General features: G+C 45.1%; 14 protein-coding genes. 8 read left to right on the top strand and 6 right to left on the bottom strand.

The features are described from left to right. Positions 1 to 76: 76 nt before the first annotated feature. Positions 77 to 589: a hypothetical protein gene (locus NFI81_RS23060; protein ID WP_234615836.1), complete on the top strand. Its 513-nt coding sequence runs from the start codon at positions 77 to 79 to the stop codon at positions 587 to 589. Positions 590 to 597: 8 nt separating this feature from the next. Here the strand turns inward: NFI81_RS23060 and NFI81_RS23055 are convergent, their stop codons facing one another. The 4 genes from NFI81_RS23055 to NFI81_RS23040 form a co-directional block, all read right to left on the bottom strand. Then, positions 598 to 2808, bottom strand: coding sequence for a DUF2357 domain-containing protein (locus tag NFI81_RS23055; protein ID WP_234615835.1), 2211 nt, complete (start codon positions 2806 to 2808; stop codon positions 598 to 600). Then, positions 2808 to 4403 carry an MrcB family domain-containing protein gene (locus NFI81_RS23050; protein WP_234615834.1) on the bottom strand — a complete coding sequence of 532 codons (1596 nt, stop codon included), beginning with the start codon at positions 4401 to 4403 and terminating at the stop codon, positions 2808 to 2810. The genes NFI81_RS23055 and NFI81_RS23050 overlap by 1 nt, the downstream gene beginning before the upstream one ends. 108 nt (positions 4404 to 4511) lie before the next feature. Then, complete coding sequence (locus NFI81_RS23045; RefSeq protein WP_234615833.1) at positions 4512 to 5039, bottom strand: DinB family protein; 528 nt, start codon at positions 5037 to 5039, stop codon at positions 4512 to 4514. Positions 5040 to 5054: 15 nt separating this feature from the next. Next, positions 5055 to 7562, bottom strand: coding sequence for a YfhO family protein (locus NFI81_RS23040; RefSeq protein ID WP_234615832.1), 2508 nt, complete (start codon positions 7560 to 7562; stop codon positions 5055 to 5057). A 216-nt stretch (positions 7563 to 7778) separates the two neighbouring features. Between NFI81_RS23040 and pfkA the strand changes: the two genes are divergently transcribed. Then, positions 7779 to 8753 carry a 6-phosphofructokinase gene (pfkA, locus tag NFI81_RS23035; protein ID WP_234615831.1) on the top strand — a complete coding sequence of 325 codons (975 nt, stop codon included), beginning with the start codon at positions 7779 to 7781 and terminating at the stop codon, positions 8751 to 8753. 14 nt (positions 8754 to 8767) lie between these two features. On the opposite strand, the gene NFI81_RS23030 is transcribed toward pfkA, so the two are convergent. Further along, positions 8768 to 9541: a YdcF family protein gene (locus NFI81_RS23030; RefSeq protein WP_234615830.1), complete on the bottom strand. Its 774-nt coding sequence runs from the start codon at positions 9539 to 9541 to the stop codon at positions 8768 to 8770. Positions 9542 to 9648: 107 nt separating this feature from the next. Between NFI81_RS23030 and NFI81_RS23025 the strand changes: the two genes are divergently transcribed. Beyond that, positions 9649 to 11052 carry a TlpA family protein disulfide reductase gene (locus NFI81_RS23025; RefSeq protein ID WP_234615829.1) on the top strand — a complete coding sequence of 468 codons (1404 nt, stop codon included), beginning with the start codon at positions 9649 to 9651 and terminating at the stop codon, positions 11050 to 11052. Here NFI81_RS23025 and NFI81_RS23020 read toward each other — a convergent pair. Then, entirely contained in the window at positions 11047 to 12150 is a 1104-nt protein-coding gene (locus tag NFI81_RS23020; protein ID WP_234615828.1) for a lactonase family protein, read from the bottom strand. The genes NFI81_RS23025 and NFI81_RS23020 overlap by 6 nt on opposite strands. A gap of 107 nt (positions 12151 to 12257) precedes the next feature. Between NFI81_RS23020 and NFI81_RS23015 the strand changes: the two genes are divergently transcribed. The 5 genes from NFI81_RS23015 to NFI81_RS22995 all read left to right on the top strand — a co-directional run bounded on the left by NFI81_RS23015 (position 12258) and on the right by NFI81_RS22995 (position 16716). Continuing rightward, positions 12258 to 12596, top strand: coding sequence for a tRNA-binding protein (locus NFI81_RS23015; protein ID WP_234615827.1), 339 nt, complete (start codon positions 12258 to 12260; stop codon positions 12594 to 12596). Between the two features lie 146 nt (positions 12597 to 12742). After that, a complete protein-coding gene (locus NFI81_RS23010) occupies positions 12743 to 13597 on the top strand; it encodes a hypothetical protein (RefSeq protein ID WP_234615826.1) in 855 nt (284 codons plus the stop codon). A gap of 106 nt (positions 13598 to 13703) precedes the next feature. Further along, positions 13704 to 13913: a heavy-metal-associated domain-containing protein gene (locus tag NFI81_RS23005; protein WP_234615825.1), complete on the top strand. Its 210-nt coding sequence runs from the start codon at positions 13704 to 13706 to the stop codon at positions 13911 to 13913. Between the two features lie 21 nt (positions 13914 to 13934). Continuing rightward, positions 13935 to 14399 (top strand): HYC_CC_PP family protein, encoded by a 465-nt coding sequence (locus NFI81_RS23000; protein WP_234615824.1) that lies wholly within the window; start codon positions 13935 to 13937, stop codon positions 14397 to 14399. A 91-nt stretch (positions 14400 to 14490) separates the two neighbouring features. Next, positions 14491 to 16716 carry a TonB-dependent receptor gene (locus NFI81_RS22995; RefSeq protein WP_234615823.1) on the top strand — a complete coding sequence of 742 codons (2226 nt, stop codon included), beginning with the start codon at positions 14491 to 14493 and terminating at the stop codon, positions 16714 to 16716. The last annotated feature ends 9 nt before the right edge of the window (positions 16717 to 16725 follow it).

Raw genomic sequence — 16725 nt, 5'->3', positions numbered from 1 at the left:
GTTATAATAATGTGTTCAGAAAATGGACATATTTTCGTGTCATGTCCAATTTTCATCAAAAACTGGACACGTTATTATGGACAACAACTTGATTAAAATATCATCCCTACCCCTAGTTGAAAACCCTTCGCAATTTCACGCAGCGAGGCTTATCCTGCTTGTGGATGTGCTTTTTGTGGGGGATACGCCGCGGAAAATGCGGGAACATATCAAGAATAACCACGGAGGGTTCATTTATGATAAAAAAACTTACATCCCAATCACACTAACAGGCACGCCGGAAAGCCTTATTGCAAATGCGGGAACGCCGATTGTATTTAAGTTTGATCACGGTTTTGAGAGCGACTATCACTTTAATGGCAATCTCGAAGCAGCCATTTTCCACAAAAAACTGTATGACATTTCGCATCTTTCAGGGCAGTCTTCTATCCAGTTTGTGAAGGAGGAAGAATTTATCGTGGAGCGTTATTTATCAGAAGTGCGAGAATATTTTGAGCCTGAAAAAGAGGCAAAATTACTTGCTCCGGTTGCTAAAATGCCTGCTATTGGTCAGAAAGCGATGAAGGGATTGACGTTGGTAAAAAAATAACAGGCCGATCACTTCACCAAAGCTTTCGTTAATTCAGACAAACTTACCACGAACGGAACGCCGGAGGCCCTGTTGGGTTTGTAGCCGGGCAGTTTTGTAATGTCCCATTTTTGGTTCTCAAATTCGCTTTCAACCTGCAAATCAATGTAATATACGAGATACAATGCTCCTTTCGGGTTCGGATATTGCTTTTTTAATAAATCTTGTTTTGAGAAAATCCTCGGACCATCGTCTTTGAGCTTGCATAACCTGCCCGAAACCGTCTCCCGCGGCCCGTGTAGGAGCAAATATTTTGCTTCTGCCTGCTTCGCTCCAAGCGGAAGTGAGCCGCTATCTGTGCCTGTTCTGAAATTGTAGAGTTTGCTCTTTTCGATCCAGGCGAGCTGTTGTGCATTTTTGCAAAAACCAATGATCACAAATGTTTCATCGGGAATCAGGCTGCGATTTTCACCAAATGTTTCTGGCAATTGTTCGGTAACAGCCTCATTGCTTTTGGATTTATAAATGTCATAACTGCGGAAAGCCGCTTTTTCGCGCTGTGAGGCTCTGTTGAGGAAGTGTCGCGTCACGTCTTTTAAAAAATTTCGCAATGCATTAATCCCATTATTTGTCCTGGACGGTCGCACCGCAAATGCACCCAGGCCGGGAATCAGTTCATTAAAACCTTTCCATTTAAACGGCTTCTCTCCTTCGCCCGGATACAAGACGTAAGCACCTGCTGTCCTGCGGATTGCGTCTTTGTACGAATGCATTTTCAAAAGATCGTCGCGCTTATATTCTGTAAACGACTCGACCCGGTATTTTGCATCAAAATGAATGTGAACGATCAATTCCTCCGTTTCGGCCTGTGCCTGATTAATGCCCGCAGGCCATATCGAAAGTGTAAAATCCGGCCGCATGCCCGTTGTCCAGCTGCCGGGATTAGGATAGTCATTTTTACCCGAAAACGACCGGTTGAAGCTAAATTCAACATTGAGCCTTCTCGAATGACCATTAAAAATGCCTTGCACCGCAATATGCCTGCCCCTTTTTAATGTTAATCCCAAACCATCCGCTGTTGGCTTGATCAAACTCTCAATGCTTGCGGGCGTAATATCAAAGGTATCGCGTATCAAATCCAAGAGCTGAAAAAACAGCCAATATTCATAGAGCACCGCAACATCTTTTTTCCCAGCGGCATACACATCGTCACCGCCGCGCCAGACCAGCTTTGCGGCCAGGTCGAACATTAACCATATCCGGAAAACCTCCTTGTAACCCGATTTTCTTTGCAAAACAGGACTATTCAGCGACAACATTGCCGGGTTACTGATCTGCTGAAAAAACGGATTTGTCAACATCAGGTCCAGCTCATTTTCCAGGAGCGACGCCTCTTCAAAGAGTCTGCTACCATTCCCTGCACCCGATTTAAAATCACTCACCAGCGCTGCAAAACCGGTTAAAGCGTGTTTAACAAACCGATTTTCCGGCGTATCCAATGATTCTGTTTTCGAAAACATTGCAACGCGTGCCGGAATGTTTCCGAGTTTTTCAAATAGCGAATGTGAAGCAGGAATGCATATCCTATTGCCCGAACCGGCCATATGCCTGATTATCCTGCCATCAACACGCCGGATCCTGCGAATGTCTTTCAACTCCTCATTTTCCGACCATTTCGTCACCGGGACACTGATTATTTTATGAACAGCCCCAACGAATTCATCAGACTGCAAAATCGACTTAATGAACGCAAACCGCTGATATAACGTCCGCGAGTCCTGATTGGAATCCACCGTAAAGTTGTGTGTTACCGGTGAATTATGCGCCAGCAGCAAATCGGTGCAATGTTCCGTAATGTTTTCAAGCATCAAGCGGTAATCCTGCCGGTAACTGGCTTTTTGAGAGCGGATTTCTACTTTCAATTCCGCGCATTTATGCTTTTGCGGATATGTTAATATTTCAAAAGTTGCTGTTCCTGTATTAACGTTGGGAGCCAATCTCCCTGAGCCGGCATTGATTTTAGAAGGGAAAACAATCTCAGACGCTTTCAAACTATAATTACCTGAGACGCTGTATTCATAAAAATGCCCTTCAATCAACTGAATCCCAGCTTCCCCGTTTTCCGAGGCCTCCAACGGGTCGATCTTAAAAATCGTTTCCAGGTTGCTATCCTCACCGATGATTTTCAGCTCAATATGATGTTGCCCGGATTGAATGCTGAGCAAAAGTCCATTTTCCATCAGGCTTCGGCAAAACTGGTAAACCCATTGTCAATGAGGCTTTTGTACATTCTTTTAAGCTTTTCCAATGTGACAGGATAATGTATTATGCCCAATTCCGCCAGCCCTTTTTTTGAATTTAGAAAATCCTCAATTTCGCCAATATCCGCCGCGCATAATGCAGCTAATGTCTTTAAAACCGGCTCCAATCTGCGTCTTGATCCATGAACTTTTGGCAGCAACTTCTGGACGATGGCAGCATCCACAATTTCGTTTACTTTCCACGCCGGTTCCATGTGATTGCCGATGGCTGCGAAACGCAAAATTTCAGCAGCGCTCCGGTAACCAAACTCAGCTCCTGCCGTTTGAAGCTGCCCAAAAAAATCTAATAATGCATGATTAACGAGCCCTTTGTCTTTTGTTTCAATCTGCTTATTCAAAGCCAGCTCAACAAAACTTGTTGCCATCAAACAGCCTGCTGCGCTAACAGAATCGAGATTTAATGTGCAATCGAGGCTTAAAAAATGCGCCATTTCCTCCCGTATCACCCTGAATTCAATCACATTGGCACGGTCCAGAACCTTTGGACTGAACATATAAGTTGTTTCGTCAATGTTGACAGTGCCGATGATAAACAAGTTTTTGGGAAGCCTGATTTTGGAAGGAATATTATCATGCTTTTGGGTATATTCAGGATGCAGCCTTATGTCCCCGTCTGATTCCATTGCGCTCAGAAAATCAGCAAAATAGCGCTCCACGTGGCTCAGGTTCATTTCGTCGAGAATGAGGAAATAAGGCTTTGCGGGATTTTTGTCGGCCAATAAAATCAGGTCGAGCACGCCGCTGTCCGGCTTCACATATTTGCCTTCGTCCAAAGCATTCGGATAGCCGAGCAATGGCTCGCGATTGGTCCAATCCGCACCTACGGCCACCAGGCAAATCTGATCTTCGCTTTCACAAATCCATTTGGAAAACGCCTGTGCAAGTTTCGTTTTGCCGGAACCGGAGAGGCCAGTCAGGATCACAAATGGCTTGGCCAGCAGCGAAGTTATAAAGCGTAATGTGAAGTTGGGGTTAATGTGCAGGTTACACCCGGCAATGCTTTTTTGAAATGCCTTGTAGTCAAATTCGATTTTCGGATTAGGCTTCTTTTTGGGCAAAACTGCCCTTGCACCCACCGTTTGCTTATAAATGCCGATGATTTCCGCCAGATCTTCCTCTATCTCCGCGCTTTCCATTTTCGCGGGATCATAAACTTTATAAACCAGCGACGCGCCGTAACGGGCCGGTTTTCCAAGATGATGACCTTTAAAATAGTCAATGATACGGACCGGATTAGCCAATTTCCAATTTGTATTGGGCGGAATAGTTTCGCTTAATCCATAGCTCAGCATGAGCAGGTTCTGCTTTTTGAAATAAAGATAAAAGGGATAAATGCCGTTGGTGATCGTTTGCCCTTCTGCCAGAAAAGCGATCCAGGTAACCCTGGCCGGATTACCTTTCCCAAAACTCAGCTTGACTTTTAAGCCGTTAAAATGATCAGCAAAATGTGCAGTTTTAAGACTGTCAGTCTGCGACTGTTCCAGAAACCTGGAAAGTTCGTCGAAGTATTCCATCAAATAGTGTGTTCAGAGGTCTTTAAAATTCATCCCCGTTGAGGTTTTAAAGATGCTGAATTTTTATTTCTATTCAATGAAATTTATATTAGAAACGCTCCGCTATGGCTAAATTTCCTCCCCCAGAGCCAGCTTAATGTGCGCCAAATGGTGCTGTAAGTGCCAAACTGACATTGCTAAGGCTTGTTTTTGATTAAGCCATATTTTTCGAAGTGGATGAAAATAAGCCTTTGCAAACGCCTCCTCGTCCAGGCTTGCTGCGAAATACGCGTAGCGCTGGTTTGTGCCGGCGAGTATGTGAAGCGAATCGGCAATGGGCATTTCAAGCGAGTCCGACGTGACTGCCCAGCCGTCCATGTTGATCATAGTAGGATCCTTATAATCCGGCTCGGTAACGGCTTTTTTCATCCGGAAATAATGCAGCAATGCAATGTCTGCCACGTGATGGACTAGCTGACGAATGTTCCAGCTTCCTTCGCGGTAGATTTTGGTGAGGTCTCCATCTCCCAGATTTTCCACCAGCTTGTTGTATTCCGACGCGCTGTTTCTGATAACCTGGATAAAGCTTTCGATTTCTGCTGAAGCATAGTCATCTTTCAGGACAAACGGTCCTATGGGAAATTTACGATCTGTCATGGCTTTGAAGGAATGCTAAACGGTATTCTTTTTCTTTTTTACTTCAACAAAAATGGCCCCTGCGATCAATCCGACTAATAAAAGTGAGCTTACGAGGTCAATTTTGCTTCCTATTGCCACGGAAACTGGCTCGAAACTGAATTTGATCATATGCTTGCCGGCAGGGATCCTTAATGCCCGCAAAATATAGTTGGCGCGAAGCATATCGGCAGGTTTGTCATCTATTGTCACCTTCCATTCATCGCGGACATTGTAATATATTTCCGAGAAAACGGCGAGTCCTTCGCCTTTGGAATTGCTTTCATATATCAGTTCATTCGGCTTATAGCTCGTAAGACTGATCTTGTCGGTTGAGTCGGGCTGCAAAGTTAATCCTGTAAGTTTGGAAGCGAATTTCTGGTCAAGCACAGCTTCGTCTTTTGTCTTCAATGAATCCAATGCGGCCATTTCAGCATCAGCATTGGGCACTACTTTGTAACTTTTCACAAACCAGGCATTGCCAAGCGCTTCGGGATTTGTCTGCGCCACTTTATTGCCCTGCTGATCCGGAATTAGAATGTATTTCGTATTCAACATATTAATAATGTTGGCATTGGGCTTCTGCGTAGCGATCTGGCGCTCGAACAATTCCTGGTAACGCCTCAGTTTTGCACCATGGTAACCGCCCAGCGATTTGTGGAAATACGAAGCATCGGCGCTGTTGAATGGTCCCTGGCGTGAGGAAAGATCGTAAACACGATAGTTCGGATCCGTATCCCGCAAAATCTGCTCGTCGGCAGGCGATGGCGTTGTGACACCTTGTGCAGCATAACTGCTCAAAAAGTCTTCATTGTTGAGATACCTTTTATCTATTCCAAAAAGGTCAAAAATCACCAGTATCAGCAATGTTCCGTAAAACAGAACGGGTTTGACCTTATCCTTCATGGCAAACCAAACCAGCCCGGCCGCCAGCAGAAGAAATATTAAGCTTCTGATCGCATCGCTTTTCATCAAACTTGCCCGATCCTGAACAATTGAATTCATGATCTGCTGTGCAAATGCCTTATCCTGCGTGGACGGCATCAGATATTGCTCCACATATTGCGGATCGCCCGCTGCCTGAAAATTGAAAAATACGCCCGGCATCAGGGCGAGGATCAAAGTAACACCGCCGGTAATGCCCAGTGTAATGAGGAATGATTTCTGGAATTCCTTCCATTCGACCCGTTTTTGCGCAATTTCGGCCAAAGCCAACACGGCCACAAGCACCATTAACAACTGCGCCAGGGAAACGACCATCGTCATCGCCCTGAATTTATTGAACATCGGGAAATAGTCGAAAAACAGGTAATTTATTCCTGCAAAGCTTTTGCCCAAAGCCCATATAATGTAAAGCAGAATAACGCCACCAGCCCAGTATTTGATCGGATTTTTAACAATAAACAAACCGAGGACGAAAAGGAAAAATACAATAATGCCGACGTAATTGGGCCCGCCCATAATCGGCTGGTCACCCCAGTAAAGCGGTTGTTGCTGGATTACATTTGATGCAGATGCAGGGTCTACTCCCCTGCCAATTAATGTTTTATATGTTTCAGAAGTGTTGGTAAGCGGGCCGTATGACGTGCCACCATACGCATTAGGAATGACCAATGTTAATAATTCTCCGAACCCGTAACTATATGTAAACGCATACTCTTTGTCCAATCCGGTGCCTTTTGCCTCAGCGGCTGCCGCTCCGGGCGCAGTGGGTCGGGGCGTGAGCTCGGATTTACCGCGGATGGTTTCTTTGGTATAATCAAATGCATTCCAAAGACGCGTCGTATGCGTCCCCACCGCTACCACCGCAGCGAAAGCAAGACCCGCCAAAACGAGCGTCAGATCCTTAATTAAACCTTTTTTGATATAAGAAACACTTTCAATAATGACCAGGATGATGATCCCGATCCCAAGGTAATAAGTGATCTGAACGTGGTTAGCGTATAGTTCCAGCGAAAGAAAAAGACCGGTCAATGCGGCACCGGCGAGCCAGTTTTTCCTGAAAGCAAGGATCACACCCGCTAGAACGCCCGGCGCATACATGATCGCAATGACCTGCGATACGTGCCCGGCTTCCAGATTAATCACATTAAATGCCGAAAAAGCGAAAGCGACCCCACCAATGGCTGCGAGCCAGCTTCCGGCGCCCAGCACCAGGAAAAGAATGTATGCGCTCACCATTCCGATCAGGAAATAGTTGGCTGGCGCTGGTAAAATACGGTTAATGGCTTGTCCGAGCTTTGTAGAAACGCTCGTTGGATAGTCTGCTGCGACGAGGTAAGCGGGCATCCCGGAGAACATCCCGTTGGTCCAGGCAGACCATATTCCCGTTTGTTTGTTATAGTCCAGAACTTCGCGTGCAGCTCCTTTGGCTTGTACATCATCCTGGGCCGTGAGTTTTTTACCTTGTAAAACCGGCGAAACGTATGCAATGGACAAAATCATAAAGCCGATTACCGCGACAAGATGCGGCCAAGAACGCTGCCAAGAAATCAAATTTTTCATTCGTTAACGCATATTAAATTTCTATTAACCGCCGCAAATATATAAGTATTGATATATGTTTGGGGTGTTAATTCTGAATCTTCATCCGGCATTTTTTTAACAGAATTCAGAATCAGGTCGTATAAATTAAGAAAATACCGGATAAATTTGCGGAAATTGTGCCTTTAAGGTTTTAAAGGAACTGAACAGCGAACGAAAGAAGTAACCCAAAATTAAATGAAAAGAATTGGAGTATTTACCTCAGGAGGAGATGCCCCGGGTATGAACGCCTGCATCAGGGCGGTGGTCCGCGGTGCCTGCTACCATGGGATCGAAGTTTATGGAATAAGACGAGGATATAGCGGAATGATCGCCGGTGATCTCTATAAAATGGAGTCTCACTCGGTTAGCAATATAGTACAAAGAGGAGGCACGATCCTTAAATCGGCAAGAAGCAAGGAATTCATGACTCCGGAAGGACGGAAGACAGCATATGATAATCTGCAGGCAGCCGGCATAGAAGGCTTGGTGGCCATTGGCGGAAACGGAACATTCACCGGCGCGATGATTTTTGGCAACGAATACGGCATCCCAACCGTAGGCGCACCCGGAACAATTGACAACGACCTTTACGGAACAGACTACACAATCGGGTTTGATACCGCTGTTAATACTGCATTGGACGCCATTGATCGTATCCGTGACACGGCAAGCTCACACGACAGGATATTCTTTATTGAAGTAATGGGCCGTGACTCTGGCTACATTGCCGTACAATCCGGGATTGCAGGCGGCGCTGAGCTGGTAATGGTCCCCGAAGTGCTAACACCGATTTCGGAGGTTGTAGAAACGTTGAAACAAGGTTGGAGCCGTTCCAAATCGTCTTCGATCATTATTGTGGCGGAAGGTGATGATGAAGGAAGTGCGCAGGAAGTGGCTGAAAAGATCAAAGGACAAGTTGACGAGAATGCGGACATCCGTGTAACCACATTGGGTCACACGCAGCGCGGCGGCCCTCCTTCTGCTTATGACCGCATCCTGGCGAGCCGCTTAGGACTTGGCGCTTTGGAAGGTTTGATGGGCGGACAAAAGAATGTAATGGCCGGAATCATTAATAACGAGCTGGTTTATACGCCTTTTGAGGATACAATCCGCCTTCCTAAGCCTATTAATGAAGATTTGTTGAGAATGGTAAAAATACTGAGTGTGTAATTCAAGATTGCAGATCAGGTGTAACCCACCAGTTTGTATACTATGTTTCCAATCCATTCATGCCAAAGCATGCTGAAACCGGCGATCGCGTCGGGGCTAGGAACCAGGAAATCCTGCAATCTTAAACTGTAATACCCACCATAGAAGTCGGCCGGAAATGTGGCAGCGTGTATGCCCACCTTCGCAAAACATCCGGCCGACCGGCGCATGTGGAAAGCCGAAGTAATCAGGAGATATTTGCCCGCAGGAAATCGTTTTTTCAATATGATGGAGGAAAACATTGCGTTTTCCCGCGTATTGCGGGCTTTTTCCTCGAATAAAATATCCCCGGCCGGCACACCCCATTGCACCATCAGGTCGGCGGCTTGCCTGGTTTCCCCTTTTCCGTCCAGCATGAGTTCGCTCGAACTGCTTCCGGTGATCAATATCTTTTTAATCTTGCCAGCTTTGTAAAGTAAATAAGTTTGCAAAACACGGTCTCCCCGCTTGCCCAGCACTGCATGATCTTCGGCAGGATGATTGGCGTCCATAAGCCCGCCCGAAAGTAAAACGCCTACATCATAAGTCACCTTCAAATCGCTCATATTCACTGGCTTCGACTCCCACCAGTTCAAAGCCGAATTGACCAGGAAAGTATTGGAAATCAGATATAGCAACACAACTGCCATTATCGCAGCCGATTTCCTCCCTTTGCGTTTTCTTGCTAACAAACTATAAAGGAGCAAAAAGAACACAATGCTGAGCGGCATCGCTACAAAATCTATTGCTTTGGACAGAAAATAAAACATTTGGATAAGATGCTGATAGATGTTATCGTTTTGAAGTTAATTTTGTGGCATTCACAAAGTTTGATCCAGCCAAATATACTATTCATAAGCAAACAACTTTTACCCTGATGAAAAATTATAACCGCGCTTTATTCCTCGTTCTGGTACTTTTTTTCGCTTCTCAGACAGCTTTTTCACAAGGCTACCGCATAGAAGCCACCATTAAAGGACTCGCGGATTCATCATTGGTGATTGGACATTACAGCCGTAACAACACCACATTTGTCCCAAAAGACACATCAAAGGCCGATGCGACTGGCAAAGTAGTTTTTGAAGGAAAAACAGACCTGCCGGGTGGTTTATACGTAATCCTCTTTCCTGGTAACCGCAGCTGGGTTGAGCTGGTTTACTCAGGAAAAGAGCCGAATTTCTCCATTGAAACGGATACTGTTGACGCAATCGGCAATATGAAGGTGACCGGATCAACCGAAAATGAGCTTTTTTATACTTATCAGAAAAAATTGAAATCCGGAGCGGTCGAAATTGAGTCGCTGAAAAAAAGCGGCAGCGCGGATGCAGGCACCAAGATCAGGGCCTTGCAAGACAGTTTCAATGCTTATCGTGAGAAAACGCTGGCTGAGAATCCACAGGCTTTCACAGTGAAATTGCTAAAAATGTCGGCTGATCCGGAAGTTCCTGCGGCTCCCAGGCTGGCCAATGGCAAACCGGATTCTATCTGGGTTTTTAATTATTACAAAGCACATTACTGGGACAATTTTGACTTCTCAGATGCCCGAATTATCAACACGCCATTTCTGGAACCCAAATTGGACCGCTATATCAAAAATCTGGTCGTTCAAAGACCTGATTCGCTGATTAAGGATGCGGATATGCTCGCAAAAAAGGCCTCAGCCAACAAAGACGTAAAGTCGCAGGTGGTTTTATACATTACAAATCAGTACGAAAACCCAAAAACAGTTGGCACAGAGGCCGTTTGGGTGCATATGGCGCAGAAATATTACCTCTCGGGCGAAATGGGAACGTCTGAGGATGTAAAAAAACGCATTACCGAAAAGGTCAATACATTGAAGGACGTGCTTGTAGACAAAACATTCCCGGCACTAACATTAACAGATCCGGCAGGCAAAAAAATAAGCGTGCAGGCGCTTGATGGCAATTACAGCGTTATATTCTTCTATTCACCAACCTGCGGACATTGCAAGGAAGCTGCGCCAAAGCTCAAAGCATTCTACGAAAAGAACAAGGCAAACGGCATCAAAATCATGACGGTTTCCATCGACCACAATATGGAGGAATGGAAAACATTCATTAAAGAGCAACATCTGGAAAACGTCCCCAACGGTTTCGATGCTCTGAACCAGATCGATTTTTTAAAGAAATTTGACGTGGTAACAACGCCAATGATCTATGTTTTGGACAAAAACAAAAAGATCATCGCCCGCAAAATGCCCGTCGAACAACTGGAAGATTTTTTAAACTATTACCAAAATAAACTCGCCAGGAAGTTATAAGAACGCTACACAAATAGGAGCCTTCACTCCGATGCTTTCCTGCTTGAAAGTGAACTTCCCGGTAGCAGCATCCACATCGTAAACAACAAGATTATCAGTGGATTGATTTGCCACGATCATAAACTTTCCGCTCGGATCAAAGTTGAAATCCCGCGGAATAGCAATTGATTTGGTCTGCTGATCCACCATTTCCAATGCGCCATTAGCCCCGATCTTAAAGCCGCTGATCGAATTGTGCCCGCGATTGGACACATACACAAACTTGCCGTTAGGGTGCAAATGAATGGCCGAACTGGTGTTGGATGGCCCTGAATAATCGGCTGGAATGGTTGGATAAGTGTTCATAGCCTTAATAACGCCATTTTTATCGATCGTACACGAAGTAAGTGTCGCTTCCAGCTCGTTTAGCAGGAAAAGCGACTTTCCCGAAGGATGAATGATCAAATGGCGCGGACCGGCGCCTGGCTTACCGGAAAAAAATGGTTGCGCAGGATTGGGTTTAAGTGCCCCGCCTTTGCTGTCGACCACGTAATTCATGATTTTGTCAGATCCCAGATCCGTTACGTAAACATACTTCCCATCTGGCGATGCAGTCGCGAAATGCGCGTGAGCCTTGTCCTGGCGCTTCGCATTCGGGCCGGTTCCTATAAATTGTTCTGTGTAAGTGGGCGCGGTTAGCTTGCCATCAGCCTGTAAATTATAAGCAGTAAAGCTTCCTCCGCCATAGTTGGAAACGTATGCGGCCTTTCCGGAAGGATGCACCGATACGTGACATGGCCCCGCACCTGCGGATGATTCGCTGTTCAGATAAGTCAGCTTTTTATCGCCTCCGATTGCAAACGCAACAATTTTATCACCGCCGACGGCATATAAGTTCTTTTTATCAGGTGAAATCGCCACATAACCGGGTCCAAGGCAATTATTAAATGTATCAACCAAGGTGATTTGCCCTGTCGACATATTCAGCTCGCAAAGCGAAACCGAAGAATTCGCGCCTTTGTCCGCTGTACCGATGTAGAACGCAACCGTTTTATCCTGGAATGACACGCTTACCAATCCGGTCAGCAGCAAAGCAAAAACTGTAATTAGCTTTTTCATGAATTTTTGATTTAATAAAGGCAACCTGAGATGGAAAGGAGCGTAAAAGGCATTTTTAATGTTATTTTGAATAATATATAACGGACCGATTCACAAAAGCATAACATATGGACACGATCACCTGGCAGGATTTCGAGAATGTAGACCTCAGGGCAGGCACCATTATTCAGGTTGATGATTTCCCAAAAGCCAGAAAACCGGCATTCAAGCTTAAAATTGACCTTGGACCCGAAATAGGGATTAAAAACAGTTCTGCCCAAATCACCAAACGTTACACCAGGGAGCAACTCCTCGGCAAACAGGTTTTGTGCGTCACAAACTTCCCCGTAAAGCAAATCGCAGACTTCAAATCCGAAGTCCTCACAACCGGCTTCATCCTCCCCGACGGCGAAGTAATCCTATCCAGCCCGGACTTCGAAGTGCCGAATGGGACGCGGTTGGCTTGAAATACCCTACACACAATCACAATCCCCCGTTTAATCATTCATTCCAGCCTTAGGAAAACTGGATCAGGTTTTAGACGATCCAATGTGCCTTATTCATAAATCCTAACCTTTAAACGATGCCTGCTTTGGTCATTTAATTATGACCTATGCCGCATTGCATCACAAAAGTCGCCCTTATTGTCCACGCTTGTGACAGATATGAGTTCCTCTATAAGGGATTTGAACACTTTTTTTCCAAGTATTGGGACTTTGGCATTGAATGCAAATATTACTTTGCAACGGAAAATCTAGCCGTCAATATTGCCGGTTTTCATAACATTCAATCGGGTAAAGGGCCCTGGTCGGACCGATTGGCTATTTTGCTAACCCAAAAGGTTGAGGAAGATTACGTCCTTTATTTTCAGGAGGATATGTGGCTGGACAAAAAAGTGGATAAAGAATTTTTTGACAAATTATTTGAGCAAACCGTTGCCAATCACTGGAAACAGGTCAAACTTCATAGCGCCAAAATTTATACAACAACCCCAACAGGCCACTACATCAAAAATTTTAATGTTGCGAGGGTAGATAAAGATGTGTCAGATTATCTGATGTCCCACCAAATCACGCTTTGGGATAAGGCATATTTAATTAAACAACTTCGGAAAAATGAACATCCGTGGCGAAATGAGCGGCGCGCGACCAAAAGAATGAGATACAACGGCACACCAGTTTTCCACATCGACTATTTTGCAGAGAACGGTGCAACGGAGATTAACCGAAACAAACCATTCGCAGAGCGAAGCCGATATTTTTCGGTTTCGATCAATGGGACCTTAAATGCTTATGTCGAGCGTTTTGCGTTTGAGTTAATGGAAGGCAACCTCGCGTACAGAACGTACGCTAAAAAGCTGCTGCATCATTACCATAATCAATTAACACACGATGGAAATCCAAAACCCAGGAAAATTGATTTTGTCAAAAAAATTAAGATCTGGCTCAGTAGGCAACGAATTTCATGAAACCAAAAACTCTGTAATTCATTTATATAATTCTGTAACAACTCCGGGGAGCATTAGGATGATATTTGCAGAACAATAATTGATAACACAGACAGAATTGGAAATAATGGAAACTTTGAAATTTAAGACCAATATTAAATGTGGAGGCTGCGTAGCCACGGTAACGCCCTTCCTGAATGAGGATAATGCGATTGAAAACTGGAATGTGGATCTGGAAAGTCCGGAGCGTATCTTGAAAGTGGAAACCAGCAAAACACCTCAGGAAATAGCCGAGCTGATGAAAAAGGCAGGGTACAATGCGGAAGAAATTGCCTGATAATTAATATCTTTGAGACATATGAAAAGCAACTTACACCGATCGATCACTGTCTTCATGGCCTTTCTGGTCCTGATGAGCAGTACGGGTTTTGCCTTCATCGAGCATGAATGCTTGGTGCGCGGCAAATCGGTGCAAGTTGTTACAGATTTGAAAAAAGATTCTTCCGAAGAAAAGGTCGGCTCCTCCTGCTGCGCCAAAAGCAAAAAATTAAAAGAAGCAAAAGGGACATTTTTCAAAAAAACCGATTGCTGTAAGGAAAGTCAGACGTTTGAAAAGCTGCAAGTCACCACTTCCAGCGGTCACGAGCTGGCTAAATTGCTGAAATCGTGGAATGCCGATCACTTGTTTTTCATTCCACGTGGCTTTTTACCCCTTATTGAACAGGAAACCGGAGCAAACGCTCCTCCTGATCCTGATATATCCTTCTCCTCCCGGTTGCATGGAAAGATTATGCGCTATGCAATCCAGTCCCTTCTGATTTGATACATTGATTTTCAATTGTTTATGTGCAATACGACGCTCAACGGCGAAGCAATGCACCGCTTCTCTTTTGTTTCAATGAATTCAAATAACCATGCTTAAATATCTGACGGGAGGACTATTCTTTCTGGTATCGTCCTCTCTTTTCGCACAACGTATAACCGGCTCAGTCAACGAGCAGGTGCCTGATAGCAAGGATCTTAAACCGATCACGGGCGCTAATGTTTATTGGTCCGGGACGACGCAGGCAACCGCTACGGACACAAGCGGACGTTTCAACATTCCCCGGTCGGCACAGTCCAATCTGCTGGTGATCAGCTTCGTAGGTTTCCGTAATGATACGGTTAAAATCGGGGCTGAGAACGATCTGCAAGTGGTTTTGCAAAGTGATCAAACATTAAATGAGGTTGTAGTTCGCGGTAACACGTCAACGATCGACAGACTTTCGCCGCACCAGACCGAGATCATCACGACCCGCGCATTGGCCAAAGCGGCTTGTTGTAACCTGTCCGAAAGCTTTGAAACCAATGCTTCCGTTTCTGTTTCCTATGCCGACGCGGTTACAGGCTCCAAGCAGATTCAAATGCTGGGATTAAACGGCACCTACATTCAGACCAACATCGAAAACATTCCTTCCATTCGCGGATTGGCTTCTACTTTCGGGCTCAATTTCGTGCCCGGAACCTGGATCCAGTCCATTGACGTGGGCAAAGGCGCCGGTTCGGTTGTGAACGGTTATGAATCCATGACGGGGCAAATTAATGTTGAAATGCAAAAACCGGACAGTCGCGAAAAACTGTATCTGAACACGTATGTCAATAATTTTGGTCGTGCAGAAGTAAACCTGAACCTGGCAACGCAATTGAACGAAAAGTGGAGCACAGGCCTACTGACACATGCCAGTACATTGCGCAACCGCGTGGATAAAAACGGCGATGGGTTTCTGGATATGCCGCTTTACACACAATACAATGTGGTCAACCGGTGGAAATATCAAAGCGAAAAAGTAATGGCGCAATTTGGCGTAAAGGCTTTGTATGAAGATCGCCTGGGCGGTCAAAAAGATTTTGAAAAAGAACTGAAAGGCTCTGACAAAGTTTATGGTTTTGGGGCCAAAGTGAACCGTTACGAGTTCTTTTCCAAGATCGCGCGACTGTTCCCGGATAAGCCTTACAAAGGATTGGGTTTCATTGTAAATGCTTCTTTGCATGATTCCAAGTCTTATTTTGGGTTAAATAATTATGATGGAACGCAAAAAACACTGTACGGAAATCTGATCTATCAATCGATCATTGGTAATACAAATCATTCCTATAAAACTGGTTTGAGTTACTTGCTGGACAATTATAATGAGCTTTACAAAGACATACTTTTAACCAGAAACGAGTCGGTTCCAGGCGCATTTTTTGAGTATACTTACAATAATCTGGATAAGTTCGTCCTTGTGGCGGGCGGTCGTGTGGACTTCCATAATCTTTACGGAACACAATGGACGCCGCGTTTGCATTTGAAATACAGTTTGACCGACCAAACAACGCTTCGGGCGTCGGCTGGAAAAGGGTTCAGGGTTTCCAATCCATTGGCTGAATATTACGGAAATCTGGTCAGTTCGCGCACGGTGCAATTTCGCGAAAGCATTCGTCCCGAAGTTTCCTGGAATTACGGTGCGAGCGTAACGCAGGAGTTTAAATTGGGCAACATGAATGGCAATCTGATCGTGGATTTTTACAGAACCAATTTCGAAAACCAGCTTGTGGCTGATATGGAAGATCCGCGTTACATTCGTTTTTACAATCTGGAAGGGGATGCCTATGCGAACAGTTTTCAGGCCGAAGCGAACCTGACGCCCATCAAACGCCTGGAATTAAAGCTTGCTTACCGGCTTTTTGACGTAAAACAAACCATTCGCAATGTATATGACGAGAATGTGTTGCTGCCAAGAATGATGGTGAGCCGCGATCGGGTTCTTTTCAATGCCGGATATGCGCTGCCTTACGACAAATGGAAGTTTGATGCGACCTTGCAATGGAACGGAAAGCGGCGGATCCCGTATATGGGCCACGTGGATGATCACCACATTCCGGCCAACCTGACTTCAACCATGTCTCCGTCATTTTATAATTTTAATGCGCAGGTTACACGTACATTTCCTAAATGGGACATTTATCTGGGCGGAGAAAACCTAGCCAATTTCCGCCAGAAAACCCCGATCATGGCCGCAAATGAACCGTTTGGACAACAATTTGATGCAGGAATGGCCTGGGGACCGGTGGTAGGACGAATGATTTATGCAGGAATACGTTATAAAATAGTGAGATAATCGGAGAGC

This window comes from Dyadobacter fanqingshengii, assembly GCF_023822005.2.
GTDB lineage: Bacteria > Bacteroidota > Bacteroidia > Cytophagales > Spirosomataceae > Dyadobacter > Dyadobacter fanqingshengii.
Note: the sequence above shows the minus strand (reverse complement) of the source record. Positions and strands in the feature narration are given on the sequence as shown.